Annotated in this window: 14 protein-coding genes; 10 read left to right on the top strand and 4 right to left on the bottom strand. The window is 59.4% G+C overall.

Annotation, left to right across the window (positions count from 1 at the left end):
- Positions 1–2: 2 nt before the first annotated feature.
- Positions 3–539: a chorismate mutase gene (locus MRY17_RS01660; RefSeq protein ID WP_243353177.1), complete on the bottom strand. Its 537-nt coding sequence runs from the start codon at positions 537–539 to the stop codon at positions 3–5.
- A 425-nt stretch (positions 540–964) separates the two neighbouring features.
- Here MRY17_RS01660 and MRY17_RS01665 point away from each other — a divergent pair, with 425 nt between their 5' ends.
- Positions 965–1,201, top strand: a complete 237-nt coding sequence (locus tag MRY17_RS01665) for a DUF6124 family protein (RefSeq protein ID WP_243353178.1) — start codon at positions 965–967, stop codon at positions 1,199–1,201.
- A 72-nt stretch (positions 1,202–1,273) separates the two neighbouring features.
- On the opposite strand, the gene glnA is transcribed toward MRY17_RS01665, so the two are convergent.
- Entirely contained in the window at positions 1,274–2,680 is a 1,407-nt protein-coding gene (gene glnA / locus MRY17_RS01670; RefSeq protein ID WP_003187811.1) for a type I glutamate--ammonia ligase, read from the bottom strand.
- 333 nt (positions 2,681–3,013) lie between these two features.
- On the opposite strand from glnA, the gene thiI reads away from it, so the two are divergent.
- Complete coding sequence (gene thiI / locus MRY17_RS01675) at positions 3,014–4,468, top strand: tRNA uracil 4-sulfurtransferase ThiI (protein WP_243353179.1); 1,455 nt, start codon at positions 3,014–3,016, stop codon at positions 4,466–4,468.
- A gap of 139 nt (positions 4,469–4,607) precedes the next feature.
- Entirely contained in the window at positions 4,608–6,428 is a 1,821-nt protein-coding gene (gene typA / locus MRY17_RS01680) for a translational GTPase TypA (protein WP_032890153.1), read from the top strand.
- Positions 6,429–6,621: 193 nt separating this feature from the next.
- Here the strand turns inward: typA and MRY17_RS01685 are convergent, their stop codons facing one another.
- The gene (locus MRY17_RS01685) at positions 6,622–7,056 is read right to left on the bottom strand and encodes a YkgJ family cysteine cluster protein (RefSeq protein WP_003187815.1); all 435 of its coding nucleotides are present in this window, start codon (positions 7,054–7,056) and stop codon (positions 6,622–6,624) included.
- A gap of 228 nt (positions 7,057–7,284) precedes the next feature.
- On the opposite strand from MRY17_RS01685, the gene MRY17_RS01690 reads away from it, so the two are divergent.
- The 4 genes from MRY17_RS01690 to MRY17_RS01705 all read left to right on the top strand — a co-directional run bounded on the left by MRY17_RS01690 (position 7,285) and on the right by MRY17_RS01705 (position 12,052).
- On the top strand, positions 7,285–9,735 hold the full coding sequence (locus tag MRY17_RS01690) for a glycogen/starch/alpha-glucan phosphorylase (RefSeq protein WP_181282892.1): 2,451 nt from the start codon (positions 7,285–7,287) through the stop codon (positions 9,733–9,735).
- A gap of 248 nt (positions 9,736–9,983) precedes the next feature.
- Complete coding sequence (locus tag MRY17_RS01695) at positions 9,984–10,991, top strand: class 1 fructose-bisphosphatase (protein WP_124422028.1); 1,008 nt, start codon at positions 9,984–9,986, stop codon at positions 10,989–10,991.
- 206 nt (positions 10,992–11,197) lie between these two features.
- Complete coding sequence (locus tag MRY17_RS01700) at positions 11,198–11,452, top strand: lipoprotein (RefSeq protein WP_033897714.1); 255 nt, start codon at positions 11,198–11,200, stop codon at positions 11,450–11,452.
- A 30-nt stretch (positions 11,453–11,482) separates the two neighbouring features.
- Entirely contained in the window at positions 11,483–12,052 is a 570-nt protein-coding gene (locus MRY17_RS01705; protein WP_065885743.1) for a lipocalin family protein, read from the top strand.
- Positions 12,053–12,163: 111 nt separating this feature from the next.
- Here MRY17_RS01705 and MRY17_RS01710 read toward each other — a convergent pair whose 3' ends face one another.
- The gene (locus MRY17_RS01710; protein WP_243353180.1) at positions 12,164–13,528 is read right to left on the bottom strand and encodes a formimidoylglutamate deiminase; all 1,365 of its coding nucleotides are present in this window, start codon (positions 13,526–13,528) and stop codon (positions 12,164–12,166) included.
- Positions 13,529–13,675: 147 nt separating this feature from the next.
- On the opposite strand from MRY17_RS01710, the gene hutC reads away from it, so the two are divergent.
- The 3 genes from hutC (at position 13,676) to hutU (ending at position 17,033) form a co-directional block, all read left to right on the top strand.
- Positions 13,676–14,386 (top strand): histidine utilization repressor, encoded by a 711-nt coding sequence (gene hutC, locus MRY17_RS01715; protein ID WP_173668614.1) that lies wholly within the window; start codon positions 13,676–13,678, stop codon positions 14,384–14,386.
- On the top strand, positions 14,383–14,943 hold the full coding sequence (locus MRY17_RS01720) for a HutD/Ves family protein (protein ID WP_243353181.1): 561 nt from the start codon (positions 14,383–14,385) through the stop codon (positions 14,941–14,943). The genes hutC and MRY17_RS01720 overlap by 4 nt, the downstream gene beginning before the upstream one ends.
- 401 nt (positions 14,944–15,344) lie before the next feature.
- Complete coding sequence (gene hutU, locus MRY17_RS01725; RefSeq protein ID WP_243353182.1) at positions 15,345–17,033, top strand: urocanate hydratase; 1,689 nt, start codon at positions 15,345–15,347, stop codon at positions 17,031–17,033.
- Positions 17,034–17,152: the final 119 nt, after the last annotated feature.

The following is a 17,152-nucleotide window of genomic DNA, read 5'->3' on the forward strand; positions in this document are numbered from 1 at the left end:
GCCTAGCCTTTGTAGATACACAGCTCGGCCGTGGCGCGGATCATCGCCAGTTGGCGCAGCGGGTCATTGAGTGGCTCATGCACCGCCTCGGCCAGCCACTGCGGACACTGCGGGTCGGTGCGCTGTGGGGTGAAGTCGGCCAACTGCTGCAACAGGCGCTTTTGCAGTTCATCCAGCTGCGGGCGAATCTGCTTGACCAGGTCCGGGCGCGGATCGTCCGGCGCCTTGCCCTGGAACTGCCAGTCGGACAGGTGGGTGTATTGCACCAGTTTGTTCGCCTCGATCTGCGCTGAGAAAAACTGCTCGGCGACGGCGGGGTCCAGTTTGTAGCTCGGGGCTTGGGCGACGACGCTGGCGATCACTTCCTGCTCGCGCTTTTTATCTTCTACGGGCTTTTTGCTGTCCCATTTGCTCAGGGCCACCTGGTCGGCGATCTCCAGGCGTTCGGCGATGCTGTTTAGCAAGGGTTCAAGCGTCGGCGGCGCGGCGCTGGCACTGGCGCTGACAAATAACAGAGCGAACACAAATCGACGTTTCAATGGAGATCTCCTTGTAGGAGCGAGCTTGCTCGCGAAGGTCGTTAACGATAACGCGTAAATGTTGAAGAGATGTGGTGTCCTGGCGTTTTTCGCGAGCAAGCTCGCTCCTACAGTGGCTGCGTAGGGCGTCAGGCGCAGGCTACCTTACCTTGCGCGCTTGCCTACAGTTGCGCCAGAATCCGCCGGCTTGTACGGCTGGCTTGTCGTCTCTAAGGTTGCTCGGTCGCTGCTCATCAGCGATCAGGTTTAGTAGCCTGAGGGTCAAGTTAAGCGTGTACCGCACCGTTCTTTATGGCGGCTGTGTGCAGGGCATCTTCGGATGCGCCGGTTTTTGCTTAACTTCCCCGGTCTACTAACCTGCGCCCAACTGCCACCCAATCGTTTAGTAGCGAGTCGATGGCGGCCTCATTCGAGGAAGTTAAGACATGTTCAAGCCAACCCCAAATCCACCCCCATCCGTTATCGCCATCGATCCCGACAGCGACGACGAATCCCTGCTGGTCAACAGCTTCGAAACCTTCTCCTCGGTCAGTACCTTGTTGCTGGACCTTTGCGAAGACCTGGATGGCAAGCACCGCGATATCGCACTGGCCATTCACCAACTGAGCGCCATGGGGACGCTGATGGTCAGCCGTATGCTTGACCGCCAAGCGGCCATCTGACAATCCACAGGCAAAAAAAGACCTCCCGAAGGAGGTCCTTTTCATCACGCTACGTCAAGCAGCGCTACCGGATCAGCAGCTGTAGTACAGCTCGTATTCCAGTGGGTGTACGAAGGTGCGCACCTTGATTTCTTCTTCGCTTTTCAGGGCGATGTAAGCGTCGATGAAGTCGTCGCTGAACACGCCGCCTTTGGTCAGGAACGCACGGCCCTTGTCCAGCTCTTCCAGGGCTTCTTTCAGGCTGCCGCACACTTGTGGGATCTCTTTGGCCTCTTCAGGCGGCAGGTCGTACAAGTTTTTGTCGGCGGCGTCGCCAGGGTGGATCTTGTTCTGGATACCGTCCAGGCCGGCCATCATCAGGGCGGCGAAGGCCAGGTAAGGGTTGGCGGCCGGATCCGGGAAACGCGCTTCGATACGACGGCCCTTAGGGCTGTTGACGTAAGGAATGCGGATCGAGGCGGAGCGGTTGCGTGCCGAGTAGGCCAGCATCACCGGCGCTTCAAAACCAGGGACCAGACGCTTGTAGGAGTTGGTCGATGGGTTGGTGAAGCCGTTCAGGGCCTTGCCGTGCTTGATGATGCCGCCGATGAAGTACAGAGCGGTGTCGGACAGGCCGGCATAACCTTCGCCGGCGAAGGTGTTCTTGCCGTCTTTGGAAATCGATACGTGAACGTGCATGCCCGAGCCGTTATCGCCGTACAGCGGCTTAGGCATGAAAGTGGCGGTGCGGCCATAGGCGTCGGCAACGTTGTGCACACAGTATTTCAGGGTCTGAACTTCGTCGGCTTTCTTCACCAGGGTGTTGAATTTCACGCCGATTTCGTTCTGGCCGGCAGTCGCCACCTCATGGTGGTGAACTTCAACGGTCTGGCCCATTTCTTCCAGTGCGTTGCACATGGAGGTACGGATTTCGTGGTCGAAGTCGAACGGTGGAACCGGGAAGTAGCCGCCTTTCACGCCTGGACGGTGGCCTTTGTTGCCGCCTTCCACGTCCTGGTCGGACATCCACGAGCCTTGCTCGGAGAAAATCTTGAACATGGAGCCCGAGATGTCGGATTTGAACTTCACCGAGTCGAAGATGAAGAATTCTGGCTCCGGGCCGAAGAATGCGGTGTCGCCGATACCGGTGGACTTCAGGTATTCCTCGGCACGGTGGGCGATGGCGCGTGGGTCGCGGTCATAGCCTTGCATGGTCGAAGGCTCGATGATGTCGCACACCAGGATCAGGGTCGGCTCTTCGGTGAACGGGTCGAGTACGGCGGTGCTGTCGTCTGGCAGCAGGATCATGTCGGAGGCTTCAATGCCTTTCCAGCCGGCGATGGAGGAACCGTCGAACATTTTGCCGACTTCGAAGAAGTCATCTTCCAGCGCATCGCGAGCCGGCATGGTCACGTGGTGCTGAGTACCTTTGGTGTCCGTGAAGCGCAGATCAATCCATTTAACGTCATGATCTTTGATGAGTTGAACCGACTTCGACATGGTGTCCTCCGGGTGGCTTCGGGCTTGGTAGTGGAGTTAGCCCTTAGAATTTGGGTGATGCCGGCGCGGATACTCCGCCAAGGCAACCTGCCTCACAAGAGAGCAAATTGCATGCCAGTGCGCCAACATGGCCTTTTTGCTTCAAAGTGGCCCCTATAACGGTGCAAACGGCCAACGGGCGATAAATAGCGCACCGCAATGTAGCGTTATTTGGCGTAGATGACCCGTTTTGGTGCGCTGGACATGCGATGCATATTAACTGGTTAAACCTTGAGCGATTTCCGCTATAATCCGCGCCCCCCTTTTTCAGCAGGCCCGGCGCGCGCTGTTTCCATGAAATTAATCGTTAAAGTCTTCCCCGAAATCACCATCAAGAGCCGACCGGTACGGATGCGTTTCATCCGTCAGTTGGCCAAGAACATCCGTGCCGTGCTCCGCGATCTGGACCCGGCTGTGGTGGTGAATGGCGTGTGGGACAATCTCGAGCTGGAAACCCGCCTGACCGACGCCAAAGCCTTGAAGGACATGACCGAGCGCCTGAGCTGCATGCCGGGCATCGCGCATTTCCTGCAGGTAGATGAGTACGCGCTGGGCGATTTCGACTACATCACCGAAAAATGCAAATTGCACTTCGGCGACAGTCTGGAAGGCAAGATTTTTTCGGTGCGTTGCAAGCGCGCCGGCAAGCACCCGTTCAGCTCCATGGATGTGGAGAAATACGTCGGCAGCAAGCTGCGTCGCGAGTGCGGCGCCGCCGGAATTTCCCTCAAAGCACCGCAAATTGAAGTGCGCATGGAAATTCGCGACCAACGGTTGTTTGTGATCCACAGCCAGCACGACAGCATCGGCGGCTACCCGCTGGGCGCTTTGGAACAGACCCTGGTGTTGATGTCCGGCGGTTTCGATTCCACGGTCGCGGCCTACCAGATCATGCGGCGCGGCCTGATGAGCCACTTCTGCTTCTTCAACCTGGGCGGGCGTGCACACGAATTGGGCGTGATGGAAGTGGCGCACTTTATCTGGAAGAAGTACGGCAGCTCCCAACGCGTGCTATTTGTAAGCGTGCCGTTCGAAGAAGTATTGGGCGAAATTCTCGGCAAAGTCGATAACAGTCATATGGGCGTGGTTTTGAAGCGTATGATGTTGCGCGCCGCATCCCGGATCGCCGATCAATTGCAGATCGATGCGCTGGTAACCGGTGAAGCGATCTCCCAGGTGTCCAGCCAGACGCTGCCGAACCTGTCGCTGATCGACTGCGTGACCGAGAAACTGGTGCTGCGCCCTCTGATCGCCAGCCATAAACAGGACATCATCGACCTGGCAGAAGAAATCGGCACCGCCGACTTTGCCAAGCATATGCCTGAGTATTGCGGGGTCATCTCGGTGAACCCCAAGACCCACGCCAAGCGCAACCGCGTGGAGTACGAAGAACAACAGTTCGACATGGCGATTCTTGAGCGTGCGCTTGAGAACGCCAAAATGGTCCCGATCGATCGCGTCATCGACGAACTGGGCCAGGATGTGCAGATCGAAGAAGTCAGTGAAGCCCTGGCCGGCCAGATCATCATCGACATCCGTCATCCGGATGCCGCTGAAGACGAGCCGCTGGAGATTGCTGGCATCGACGTACAAACGCTGCCGTTTTATGCATTGAACGCGCGTTTCAAGGAACTGGATGACAGCCGTCAGTACCTGCTGTATTGCGACAAAGGCGTGATGAGTCGCCTGCATGCCCACCATTTGCTCAGTGAGGGGCATGCCAATGTGCGCGTTTATCGACCGAGCTAAGAGCCCGGGGCTGTTTGCCTGTGGCCTGCGTCACCGGCCCCCCGACTCTGCCGTCAAGCTGTAACGGCAAGGCCTGACTCTACTGTTAATCGCTGCCACGACCTGTCAGCACACCGAATCCTCTGATCGAGATACACAAGTGATCGAAAATCTACGTAACATCGCCATCATTGCTCACGTTGACCATGGTAAAACCACCCTGGTAGACAAACTCCTGCGTCAATCCGGCACCCTGGAGCGCAACGAGCTCAACGACGAGCGCGTGATGGACTCCAACGACCAGGAAAAAGAGCGCGGTATTACCATCCTGGCAAAAAACACCGCTATCAACTGGAACGGCTACCACATCAACATCGTGGATACCCCGGGCCACGCCGACTTCGGCGGCGAAGTAGAACGCGTAATGTCGATGGTCGACTCCGTTCTGCTGCTGGTTGACGCTCAAGACGGCCCTATGCCGCAAACCCGTTTCGTGACCAAGAAGGCTTTCGAAGCCGGCCTGCGTCCGATCGTGTGCATCAACAAGGTTGACCGTCCAGGCGCGCGTCCGGACTGGGTTCTGGACCAGATCTTCGACCTGTTCGACAACCTGGGTGCCACCGAAGAACAGCTGGACTTCAAAGTCGTCTACGCCTCGGCCCTGAACGGCATTGCCGGTCTGGAACACACCGACATGGCTGAAGACATGACCCCGCTGTACCAGTCGATCGTCGACAACGTACCGGCTCCAAAAGTTGACCGTGACGGCCCGTTCCAGATGCAAATCTCGGCACTGGACTACAACAGCTTCCTGGGTGTTATCGGCGTTGGCCGTATTGCTCGCGGCAGCGTCAAGCCGAACACCCCGGTTGTCGCTATCGGCGCCGACGGCAAGAAGCGCAACGGTCGTATCCTGAAGCTGATGGGTCACCACGGTCTGCACCGCATCGACGTTGAAGAAGCTTTCGCCGGCGACATCGTGTGCGTGAGCGGTATGGACTCGCTGTTCATCTCCGACACCCTCTGCCAACCGGACAACGTCGAGGCGATGAAGCCTCTGACCGTTGACGAGCCAACCGTTTCCATGACCTTCCAGGTGAACGACTCGCCGTTCTGCGGTAAGGAAGGCAAGTTCGTGACGTCCCGTAACATCAAGGAGCGTCTGGACAAAGAGCTGCTGTACAACGTTGCACTGCGCGTTGAAGAAGGCGACTCGGCCGACAAGTTCAAGGTCTCCGGCCGTGGTGAGCTGCACCTCTCGGTACTGATCGAAACCATGCGTCGCGAAGGCTTCGAAATGGGTGTTGGTCGTCCGGAAGTGATCATCCGTCAGGTTGACGGCGTGAAGCAGGAACCGTTCGAAAATGTCACCATCGACACCCCTGAAGAATCCCAGGGCAAGGTCATGGAAGAGATGGGCCTGCGTAAGGGCGACCTGACCAACATGGTGCCGGATGGCAAGGGCCGTGTACGTCTGGAATACAACATCCCTGCGCGTGGTCTGATCGGTTTCCGTAACCAGTTCCTGACCCTGACCAACGGTGCTGGCATCCTGACCTCGATCTTCGATCGCTACGACACCATGAAGTCCGGCGACATGTCCGGCCGTCAGAACGGTGTTCTGGTATCGGTTGAAACCGGCAAGGCGCTGACCTACTCCCTGGAAACCCTCCAGGCACGTGGCAAGCTGTTCGTAGAGCACGGTCAAGAGATCTACAACGGTCAGATCGTTGGTCTGAACAGCCGTGACAACGACATGGGCGTCAACCCAACCAAAGGCAAGAAGCTCGACAACATGCGTGCTTCGGGCAAAGACGAAACCATCGCTCTGGTTCCACCTGTTCGCTTCACCCTGGAACAGGCCCTGGAATTCATCCAGGACGATGAGTTGTGCGAAGTGACGCCTAAGTCGATCCGCCTGCGTAAGAAGATCCTGGACGAAGGCGAGCGTACCCGCGCTGCCAAGAAAGCCAAGAACTGAGTTAACTCAGGCTGAATGAAAAACGCCCCCGGTCGAAAGGCCGGGGGCGTTTTTTTATGCCTGCTGTTTGTGTGGTGGCTGTGCCGGCTCTATCGGGGGCAAGCCCCCTCCCACATTTCGATCTGTGAACACATTCAAGTGTGGGAGGGGGCTTGCCCCCGATGAGGCCCTTGAGAGCCCCACAAACCCTGGATCAGAACTTATCGAGGGTCTTGAAGTTGGTCTCGCGCACCACTTCCTTGGGCTTGTACGCGCAATACCCCGGCCGTGGTCCGATCTTGGGGTGATTGCGGCAGGTATCCGGGCGCTTGTCATAAATAGTGCAAAAGCGCGTCTTACGATCCAGGTACAGGCAATCATTGTTGCTCATGCGCTGCAGGGTAAAAATCTCGGATTTGTTGTTGTAGCGCTCGACGATGCCTTCCTTCTGCAAACGCTTGGCGATGTTCTTTGGCGGGTCGCCGCGCTCGAACTCATCGACGATGCCGATGCGGATCAGGTCCTTGATCTTCACTTCGACCGGCAGCGTGCAGCAGCTGGACACGCAGCCGCCGCACATGTGGGCGGAATATTTCTGCCAGGTCTCGAGACGGTCGAGTTCCGCGGCGGCGATCAGTTGAGGCTTCATCGGGGTTCCAAAAGGTGGGGCTGTATCCGGGCGCGCGATCATACCGGGATTGGTGGTTTTTTGAACAATCTTTTCAGGGTTTCTGCGCGAATGGCGATCGGGCACGACCTCTGCATCACATTCACGTCACCGTGAATGAGTTAAAAAATTGACGAACCAGAGCCTCCACCGTCTGTCAGACCGTCTAGGCTCTAGCAACTCCTTCTATCTCGCCCGAGGTCGCATTTGATGTCTCAGGAACCACTTGCACGAGAAGCAGAGGTAGCCGCATTTCGCGATGCCGTCTTGACCAAACTCACCTACGCGGTGGGCAAGGACCCCGACCACGCCTTCGACCACGATTGGTTCGAAGCCATTGCCCTGGCCGCGCGCGACCAGATGGTCGACCACTGGATGGACCATACGCGGCGCATCTACCGCAAAGGCCAGAAGCGGGTCTATTACCTCTCGCTGGAATTTCTGATCGGCCGCTTGCTCTACGACAGCCTGAGTAATCTCGGCGTGTTGGAGATCGCTCGCGAAGCCCTGTCCGAGCTTGGCGTCGACCTTGAACGCATCCGCCTGCTCGAACCCGACGCGGCGCTTGGCAACGGTGGCCTGGGTCGTCTGGCGGCGTGCTTCATGGAAAGTATGTCGACCCTGGGCATTGCCGGTCACGGTTATGGCATCCGTTACGAGCACGGCTTGTTCCGCCAGGCGATTGTCGATGGCTGGCAGCAGGAACAGACCGAGCGCTGGCTGGATTTCGGCAACCCGTGGGAGTTCGAGCGCGCCGAAGTGATCTACCCGATCGGTTTCGGCGGCAGCGTGGAAACCCTGGCGGACGCGTCCGGCAAAATGATTCAGGTGTGGTCGCCCAGCGAAACCGTACGCGCGGTGGCCTATGACACCCCGGTGGTCGGCTGGCGTGGCGCCAGCGTCAACACGCTACGCCTGTGGCGTGCCCGCGCGGTGGAAGACCTGCATCTGGAACGCTTCAACGCCGGTGACCACTTGGGCGCCGTGGCCGAGGTGGCCCGCGCCGAAAGTATCTCCCGCGTGCTCTACCCGGCCGACAGCACCGAAGCGGGGCAGGAGCTGCGCCTGCGCCAGGAATACTTCTTCGTGTCCGCCTCGTTGCAGGACTTGCTGCGCCGCCACAAGAACATGCACGGCTCGGTGCTGAGCCTGGGCGAACACGCGGCGATCCAGCTCAACGACACCCACCCGTCCATCGCCGTGGCCGAGTTGATGCGCCAATTGGTCGACCTGCACGACATTCCCTGGGAAGCCGCGTGGGACGTTACCGTCGAAACGCTTTCCTACACCAACCACACCTTGCTGCCCGAGGCGTTGGAAACCTGGCCTGTCGGCCTGATGGAACGCATGCTGCCCCGGCACATGCAGATCATCTACCTGATCAACGCCCAGCACATCGACTCGCTGCGCGCCAAGGGCGTTCATGACTTCGACGTGCTGCGCGCGGTGTCATTGATCGAAGAAGACAACGGCCGTCGCGTGCGCATGGGCAACCTGGCGTTCCTCGGTTCCCACAGTGTCAACGGCGTGTCCGGCCTGCATACCCAACTGATGCGCAGTACGGTGTTTTCCGAACTGCATAAGCTCTACCCGGAGCGCATCAACAACAAAACCAACGGCATCACCTTCCGCCGCTGGCTGTACCAGGCCAACCCCCAGCTCACCAATATGTTGGTGGACGCGCTGGGCCCGGACATTCTCGATACCATGGAAACTCGCCTGGGCGAGCTGGAAACCTTCGCCGAGAAACAGACCTTCCGCAAAGCCTTTGCCGACCAACGCCTGCACAGCAAGCGGGCGCTGGCCGAAATCATTCATGAGCGCCTGGGCATTTCGGTGAACCCTGCAGCAATGTTCGACGTGCAGGTCAAGCGGATCCACGAGTACAAGCGCCAGTTGCTCAACCTGCTGCACACCGTGGCGCTGTATCAGGCGATCCGTGCCGAGCCGGAAGTCGATTGGGTGCCGCGGGTGAAAATCTTTGCCGGCAAGGCGGCGGCGAGTTATCACCAGGCCAAGCTGATCATCAAGCTGACCAACGACATCGCCCGTACCGTCAACAACGACCCGACCGTGCGCGGCTTGCTCAAGGTGGTGTTCCTGCCCAACTACAACGTCAGCCTGGCCGAAAGCATCATTCCGGCGGCGGACCTGTCGGAGCAGATTTCTACCGCCGGTTTCGAGGCGTCGGGTACCAGTAACATGAAGTTCGGCCTCAACGGCGCGCTGACCATCGGCACCATGGACGGCGCGAACGTGGAAATGCACGAGCGCGTGGGCGCCGAGCACATGTTCATCTTCGGCCTCAGTGCCCAGCAGGTAGAAGCCCGCAAGCATGCCGGCGAGTTCAATGCCGGGCCGGATATTGCGGCGTCCCATCGATTGAACGATGTACTGCAAGCGATCCGTGGCGGGGTGTTCTCACCGGATGATCCGGGCCGCTACGTGGGGCTGATCGACGGACTGATCGACTACGACCGGTTCCTGGTGTGTGCCGACTTCGATTCGTACTGGGACGCCCAGGCCAAGGTCGAAGCGCATTGGCATGACTCCAAGGCCTGGTGGCGCTCGGCGGTATTGAACACGGCACGGATGGGCTGGTTCTCTTCGGACCGTACCATCCGCGAATACGCCACCGAGATCTGGAAAGCCCTCGACTAACCACCGCAGTCCAACATGTGGGAGGGGGCTTGCCCCCGATTGCGCAGTGTCAGTTTACAGAGGTGTCGACTGGCACACCGCTATCGGGGGCAAGCCCCCTCCCACATTGGGTTCTGCGTAAATACAGCGCGGCCCGTTGTGCCAAGCCGTGAACTCTATTGGCGTTAAATCCTCTGATTAGAGGAAATACGCCCCGACTCGCGTTAAACTGCGCGGGTTTTCAGCCCCCCCATTCTCCGGAGCCTTCCATGTCCCGCGTTACCTTGAGTCGCTATTTGATCGAGCAGACCCGCAGCAACAACACGCCTGCCGATCTGCGCTTCCTTATCGAAGTGGTGGCGCGTGCCTGCAAGGAAATCAGCCACGCCGTGTCCAAAGGCGCACTGGGTGGTGTCCTGGGCAGCATGGGCACTGAAAACGTGCAGGGCGAAGTGCAGAAGAAGCTCGACGTGATCTCCAACGAGATCCTGCTCGAAGCCAACGAATGGGGCGGTCACCTGGCCGGCATGGCGTCCGAAGAAATGGACAATGCCTACCAGATTCCGGGCAAATACCCCAAAGGCGCCTACCTGCTGGTATTCGACCCACTGGACGGTTCGTCCAACATCGACATCAACGCCCCGGTCGGCACCATTTTCTCGGTACTGCGTTGCCCGAACGAATACCTGAGCCAGAACGAAGCCCTCAACGAAAAGGCCTTTTTACAGCCAGGCACCGAGCAGGTCGCTGCCGGCTACGCGATCTACGGCCCGCAGACCATGCTGGTGCTGACCCTGGGCGACGGCGTCAAGGGCTTCACCCTGGACCGTGAAATGGGAAGCTTCGTGTTGACCCACGAAGACATCACCATTCCTGCGTCCACCCAGGAATTCGCGATCAACATGTCCAACCAACGTCATTGGGAAGAACCCGTCACCCGCTACGTGGGCGAGCTGATGGCTGGCGAAGAAGGCCCGTTGAAGAAAAACTTCAACATGCGCTGGGTCGCCGCGATGGTAGCCGACGTGCACCGCATCCTGACCCGTGGTGGCTTGTTCATGTACCCACGCGACAGCCGCGAGCCCTCCAAGCCGGGCAAGCTGCGCCTGATGTACGAAGCCAACCCGATGTCGTTCCTGGTTGAACAGGCGGGCGGTGCGTCCACTGACGGCCACCAGCGCATCCTCGACATCCAGCCCGAAGGCCTGCACCAGCGTGTGGCGGTGTTCCTGGGTTCGAAGGAAGAAGTTGAGCGTGTGACGGCTTATCACAAGTAGGAGCGAGCTTGCTCGCGAAAAGCTGACAGGCAACGCGGGCATCCAGACAGCCCGCGTCATCATTAACGTTCTTCTTGAAAAAGCCCCGAAACGTTTCAGCGTTTTCGGGGCTTTTTTGTTTTCGCTCGTCGGGAACCAGACACCTCTTTTCCCTTCTAAGCTTCTGGCAGATACCCCAGCTGCTTTGTCTCTCCAGGAGCTTTTCCATGTCTTTACGCCGTCTCGCCCTGCTGGCTTTTTGCGTGCTGTTGGCCGCTTGCAGCAAGGTCAACCAAGAAAATTACCAGAAGCTGTCGGCCGGCATGGCCAAGGCCGAGGTGGAGTCGTTGCTGGGCAAGCCGACTGATTGTTCCGGCGCACTGGGCATGTCCAGCTGCACCTGGGGCGATAAAAACAGCTTTATCAGCGTGCAGTATGCCGGTGACAAGGTTCTGATGTTTTCCGGGCAAGGCCTGAAGTAAACCGGGGCGCGAGCCTGCGGGAGAAGAAGAATGATGCGTTTTGTTGTGTTCCTTTGCGCCAGCCTGTTTTTGGCGGGCTGCGCCAGCCATTCTGGCGATGATCTGCAACCCAAGACCGCGAGTCACGTCAACCTCAAGCGTTACCAGGGCACCTGGTACGAGTTGGCTCGCTTGCCGATGTACTTCCAGCGCAACTGCGCGCAGTCCGAAGCGCGCTACACCTTGCTGCCCGATGGCGACATGTCGGTGTTCAACCGCTGCCTGACGCCTGAATGGAAATGGCAGGAAGCCAAAGGCACGGCCACGCCGCAAGTGCCGGGCAAGACCGACAAACTCTGGGTGGAATTCGATAACTGGTTTACGTCGTTGCTGCCCGGCGTCGCCAAGGGCGATTACTGGGTGCTGTATGTCAGCGATGACTACAAGACGGCCATCGTCGGCAGCCCGAGCCGGCGTTATATGTGGATCCTGTCGCGTACGCCGACGGTGAGCGCCGAAACCCGTGAAGACTTGCTGAGCAGGGCGCGGCAGCAGGGTTATGACACCACGCGGTTGATCTTCCGTACTCCAGATAAGCAGATGGCCAAGAGTTCGCAGTAATCAAATGTGGGAGGGGGCTTGCCCCCGATAGCGGTGTGTCAGTATCAGATGAGCTGGCTGGCGCACAGCAATCGGGGGCAAGCCCCTCCCACATTTGTTATGTGTCGCTTGTCAGCCCAACAAATCTTTCAAGACCTGGGTGAATGCCCGGCTGCTGTCTTCTTCGCCAGCATGATGTCCATCGCGCACCACCCACTGGCCGTTGACCAGTACATCACGCACCTGCCGATCACCACCGGCAAACAGCCAGCGATTGAGAATCCCGTCTCCGCTGGCCGTGGCCAGGTACGGATCGTTACCGTCCAGCACAATCCAGTCCGCACGCTTGCCCACTTCCAGTCGGCCAACCGGCTGGCCCAACGCTTGTGCGCCACCGTCCAGCGCCGCATCGAACAGCGTGCGGCCCACCATCGGCTGGTCGTTGCGATACAGACGGTTGCGCCGCTGATCGCGCAGGCGCTGGCCGTATTCCAGCCAACGCAATTCCTCCACCACACTCAGTGACACATGGCTGTCCGAGCCGATACCCATGCGCCCACCCTGGGCCAGAAAATCCACTGCCGGGAAAATGCCGTCGCCCAGGTTGGCCTCGGTGGTCAGGCACAAACCGGCAATCGCCCGACTCCTGGCCATGCGCGTCACTTCGTCGGGATTGGCGTGAGTGGCATGCACCAGGCACCAGCGCTCATCGACGTCAACATTATCGTACAGCCACTGCAACGGGCGTTTGCCGCTCCAGGCCAGGCAGTCATCGACTTCCTTTTGCTGCTCGGCAATGTGGATGTGCACCGGGCACGCCTTGTCGCTGGCGGCCAGCACGTCCTTGATCTGCTCGGGCAAGACCGCCCGCAGGGAGTGGAAACACAGGCCCAATTGTTGCGCAGGTTGTGCGACGAGTATCGGCTGCAAGCGCGCCTGCAAATCCAGGTAGTTTTCGGTGCTGTTGATGAACCGGCGCTGCCCGTCGTTGGCTGCCTGGCCGCCGAACCCCGAATGCGTGTAAAGCACTGGCAACAGCGTCAGGCCGATGCCGCTGCTGGCGGCTGCCTGGCTGATCTGGCGCGACAGCTCGGTACGGTCGGCGTAGGGCTGGCCGCTGACGTCGTGGTGTACATAGTGAAACTCGGCGACCGAGGTGTAGCCGGCCTTGAGCATTTCGATGTACAGCTGGCGGGCAATGACCTGCAGTTGGTCCGGGTTGATCCTGCCGACCATGCGGTACATCAGGTCCCGCCAGGTCCAGAAACTGTCGTTCGGATTGCCCGCCACTTCGGCCAAACCCGCCATGGCGCGCTGGAAGGCGTGGGAATGCAGGTTCGGCATGCCCGCCAATACCGGGCCTCTGAGCCGCTCCGCTCCGTCAGCCGTGGCATTGGCCTCGACCTTCGTCAGCCGCCCATCGGCGCTGACTTCAAGACGTACATCATTGGCCCATCCATCAGGCAGCAGCGCGCGTTCGGCAAAGAAAGCGGACATGATCAAGGCACCCCGGTCGTGTGTTTATTTGTATATACATATACAGACGTTTGCCTGCTCGGTAAACTCCGGCAATCTATGCATCTTTTTCCCCTGCAAGGATTCCCTGTGCCGACTCCGCCTGCCAAGTCTTCGCTGGCTGCCCACATGGACGAAAGTCCGGCGCCCTTGTATGCCCGCGTCAAACAGATGATCAGCCAGCAGATCCTCAACGGCAACTGGCCGCCCCATTACCGCGTGCCGTCGGAGAGCGAGCTGGTCAGCCAGCTCGGCTTCAGCCGCATGACCATCAACCGCGCGTTGCGCGAGCTGACGGCCGAAGGGCTGCTGGTGCGTATGCAAGGTGTGGGGACGTTCGTCGCCGAGCCCAAGAGCCAGTCGGCGCTGTTTGAAGTGCACAACATTGCCGATGAGATCGCCTCACGCGGCCATCGCCATACGTGCCAGGTCATCACCCTGGGCGAGGAAGCCGCCGGTTCCGAACGTGCCGTCGCTCTGGAAATGCGCGAAGGCGGACGGGTGTTTCACTCGCTGATCGTGCATTTCGAAAACGACATTCCGGTGCAGATCGAAGACCGTTTCGTCAACGCCCTGGTCGCCCCGGAATACTTGCAGCAGGATTTCACCCAGCAAACGCCCTACGCCTACCTCAACCAGGTCGCCCCGCTGACCGAAGGCGAGCACGTGGTTGAAGCGATCCTCGCCGATGCCGCCGAATGCAAGCTGCTGCAGATCGAGCCGAGCGAGCCCTGCCTGTTGATTCGCCGGCGGACCTGGTCGGGTCGCCAGCCCGTCACCGCCGCGCGTTTGATCCACCCCGGTTCCCGTCATAGCCTGGAAGGACGCTTCAGCAAATGAGTTCAATCAACGTCTGGCGCGCCGCCGACTATGTGCGCATGCCGTGGAAAAACGGCGGCGGCAGTACCGAAGAAATCACCCGCGACGCGGGCACCGGGCTGGATGGTTTCGGCTGGCGCCTGTCGATTGCCGACATTGCCGAGTCGGGCGGGTTTTCCACCTTTGCCGGTTACCAGCGCGTGATTACTGTGATCAAGGGCGCGGGTATGGTGTTGACCGTCGACGGTGAGGAGCAGCGCGGTTTGTTACCGCTGCAGCCGTTTGCCTTCGCCGGTGACAGCCAGGTATCGTGCCGCTTGATCACCGGGCCGATCCGCGATTTCAACCTGATCTATTCACCCCGGCATTATCATGCGCGGTTGCAGTGGGTGGATGGTGTGCAGCGGTTTTTCAGTACCGCGCAGACGGTGCTGGTGTTCAGCGTGGCCGATGAGGTGAAGGTATTGGACCAGAAGCTCGGCCATCACGATTGCCTGCAAGTCGACGGGAACATTGGCTTGCTGGATATCTCAGTCAGTGGCCGCTGCTGCCTGATCGAACTGACCGCACGCGGTTAAAAAATGTGGGAGGGGGCTTGCCCCCGATTGCAGAGTGTCAGCCATCGGATATTTGGCTGATACGCCGCTATCGGGGGCAAGCCCCCTCCCACATTTTGTTTTGTGTTGCTCATAGATCTGTTTCCAGGTTGCGCACCAATTTGTTACCGAATGCCCCAGCGTGATGCAAAGCCATGCTGTCGTGACTACATTGCTCCGTCGTAAATTCCTTCGTAAGAAATTTCATCAAGCCTGGAGGCCTTAATTTCCAGGGCTCACACGCCCTGTGCCAAAAAATCCAAGGCATGGGCCCGCAAAGTTGGCCGCTCGATTGCATATGCTTGTACATACAAGTAAAGATGTGTGCGTAAGAGTCTCCTTCGCACCATCCATGTTCACGCATCATGCCGAGGAGTCCAGCAGTGACCGATTTTTCGAAAGCAAGGCCTACAAAATACCGTGACGTCGAAATTCGCGCCGCCCGCGGTAACACGCTCACCGCCAAAAGCTGGCTGACCGAAGCGCCGCTGCGCATGTTGATGAACAACCTTGACCCGCAAGTGGCCGAGAACCCCAAAGAACTGGTGGTGTACGGCGGTATTGGTCGTGCGGCGCGCAACTGGGAGTGCTACGACCAGATCGTCGAGAGCCTTACCCATCTGAACGATGACGAAACCCTGCTGGTGCAATCCGGCAAGCCGGTTGGCGTGTTCAAGACCCACAGCAACGCCCCGCGCGTGTTGATCGCCAACTCCAACCTGGTGCCGCACTGGGCCAGTTGGGAACACTTCAACGAACTGGATGCCAAGGGCTTGGCCATGTACGGCCAGATGACCGCCGGCAGCTGGATCTATATCGGCAGCCAGGGCATCGTTCAGGGCACTTATGAAACCTTCGTCGAAGCCGGCCGCCAGCATTACGATTCGAATCTCAAAGGTCGTTGGGTGCTCACCGCCGGTCTCGGCGGCATGGGCGGTGCGCAGCCATTGGCCGCGACCCTGGCCGGCGCCTGCTCGCTGAACATCGAGTGCCAGCAAGTCAGCATCGACTTCCGCCTGAACAGCCGCTACGTCGACGAGCAAGCCACCGACCTCGACGACGCTCTGGCGCGCATCGCCAAATACACCGGGGAAGGCAAAGCCATCTCCATCGCCCTGCTGGGCAACGCCGCCGAAATTTTGCCTGAGCTGGTCAAGCGCGGTGTGCGCCCGGACATGGTCACCGACCAGACCAGCGCCCACGACCCGCTCAACGGCTACCTGCCGGCCGGCTGGACCTGGGACGAATACCGCGCCCGCGCCAAGACCGAACCCGCCGCCGTGATCAAGGCTGCCAAGCAGTCGATGGCCGTGCACGTCAAAGCCATGCTCGAGTTCCAGAAACAAGGCATCCCGACGTTCGACTACGGCAACAACATCCGTCAGATGGCCCAGGAAGAAGGCGTGGAAAATGCCTTCGACTTCCCGGGTTTCGTACCGGCCTACATCCGCCCGCTGTTCTGTCGTGGCATCGGCCCGTTCCGTTGGGCGGCGCTGTCCGGTGACCCGCAGGACATCTACAAGACCGACGCCAAAGTCAAAGAGCTGATCCCTGACGACGCCCATCTGCACAACTGGTTGGACATGGCCCGCGAGCGCATCAGCTTCCAGGGCCTGCCGGCGCGTATCTGCTGGGTCGGCCTGGGCCAGCGCGCCAAGCTCGGCCTGGCGTTCAACGAGATGGTGCGCAGCGGTGAGTTGTCCGCCCCTGTGGTGATCGGTCGCGATCACCTCGACTCCGGCTCCGTGGCCAGCCCGAACCGTGAAACCGAATCCATGCAGGACGGTTCCGACGCCGTGTCCGACTGGCCGCTGCTCAACGCCTTGCTCAACACCGCCAGCGGCGCGACCTGGGTTTCGTTGCACCACGGTGGCGGCGTCGGCATGGGCTTCTCGCAGCACTCGGGCATGGTGATCGTGTGTGACGGCACCGACGAAGCGGCCGAACGTATTGCGCGCGTACTGCATAACGACCCGGCGACCGGGGTGATGCGTCACGCGGATGCGGGCTACCAGATCGCTATCGATTGCGCCAGGGAACAGGGCCTGAATCTGCCGATGATCAACGGCTGACGCACTCACTGTAGGAGCGAGCTTGCTCGCGAAGGTATTCCAGGCACATCGCTGCATTGAATGTACGTTTTTCGCGAGCAAGCTCGCTCCTGCATCAAACAATCCATCAGAGGTTGAAC

Source organism: Pseudomonas orientalis, from assembly GCF_022807995.1.
In the GTDB taxonomy this organism is placed as follows: Bacteria; Pseudomonadota; Gammaproteobacteria; order Pseudomonadales; family Pseudomonadaceae; genus Aquipseudomonas; species Aquipseudomonas orientalis_B.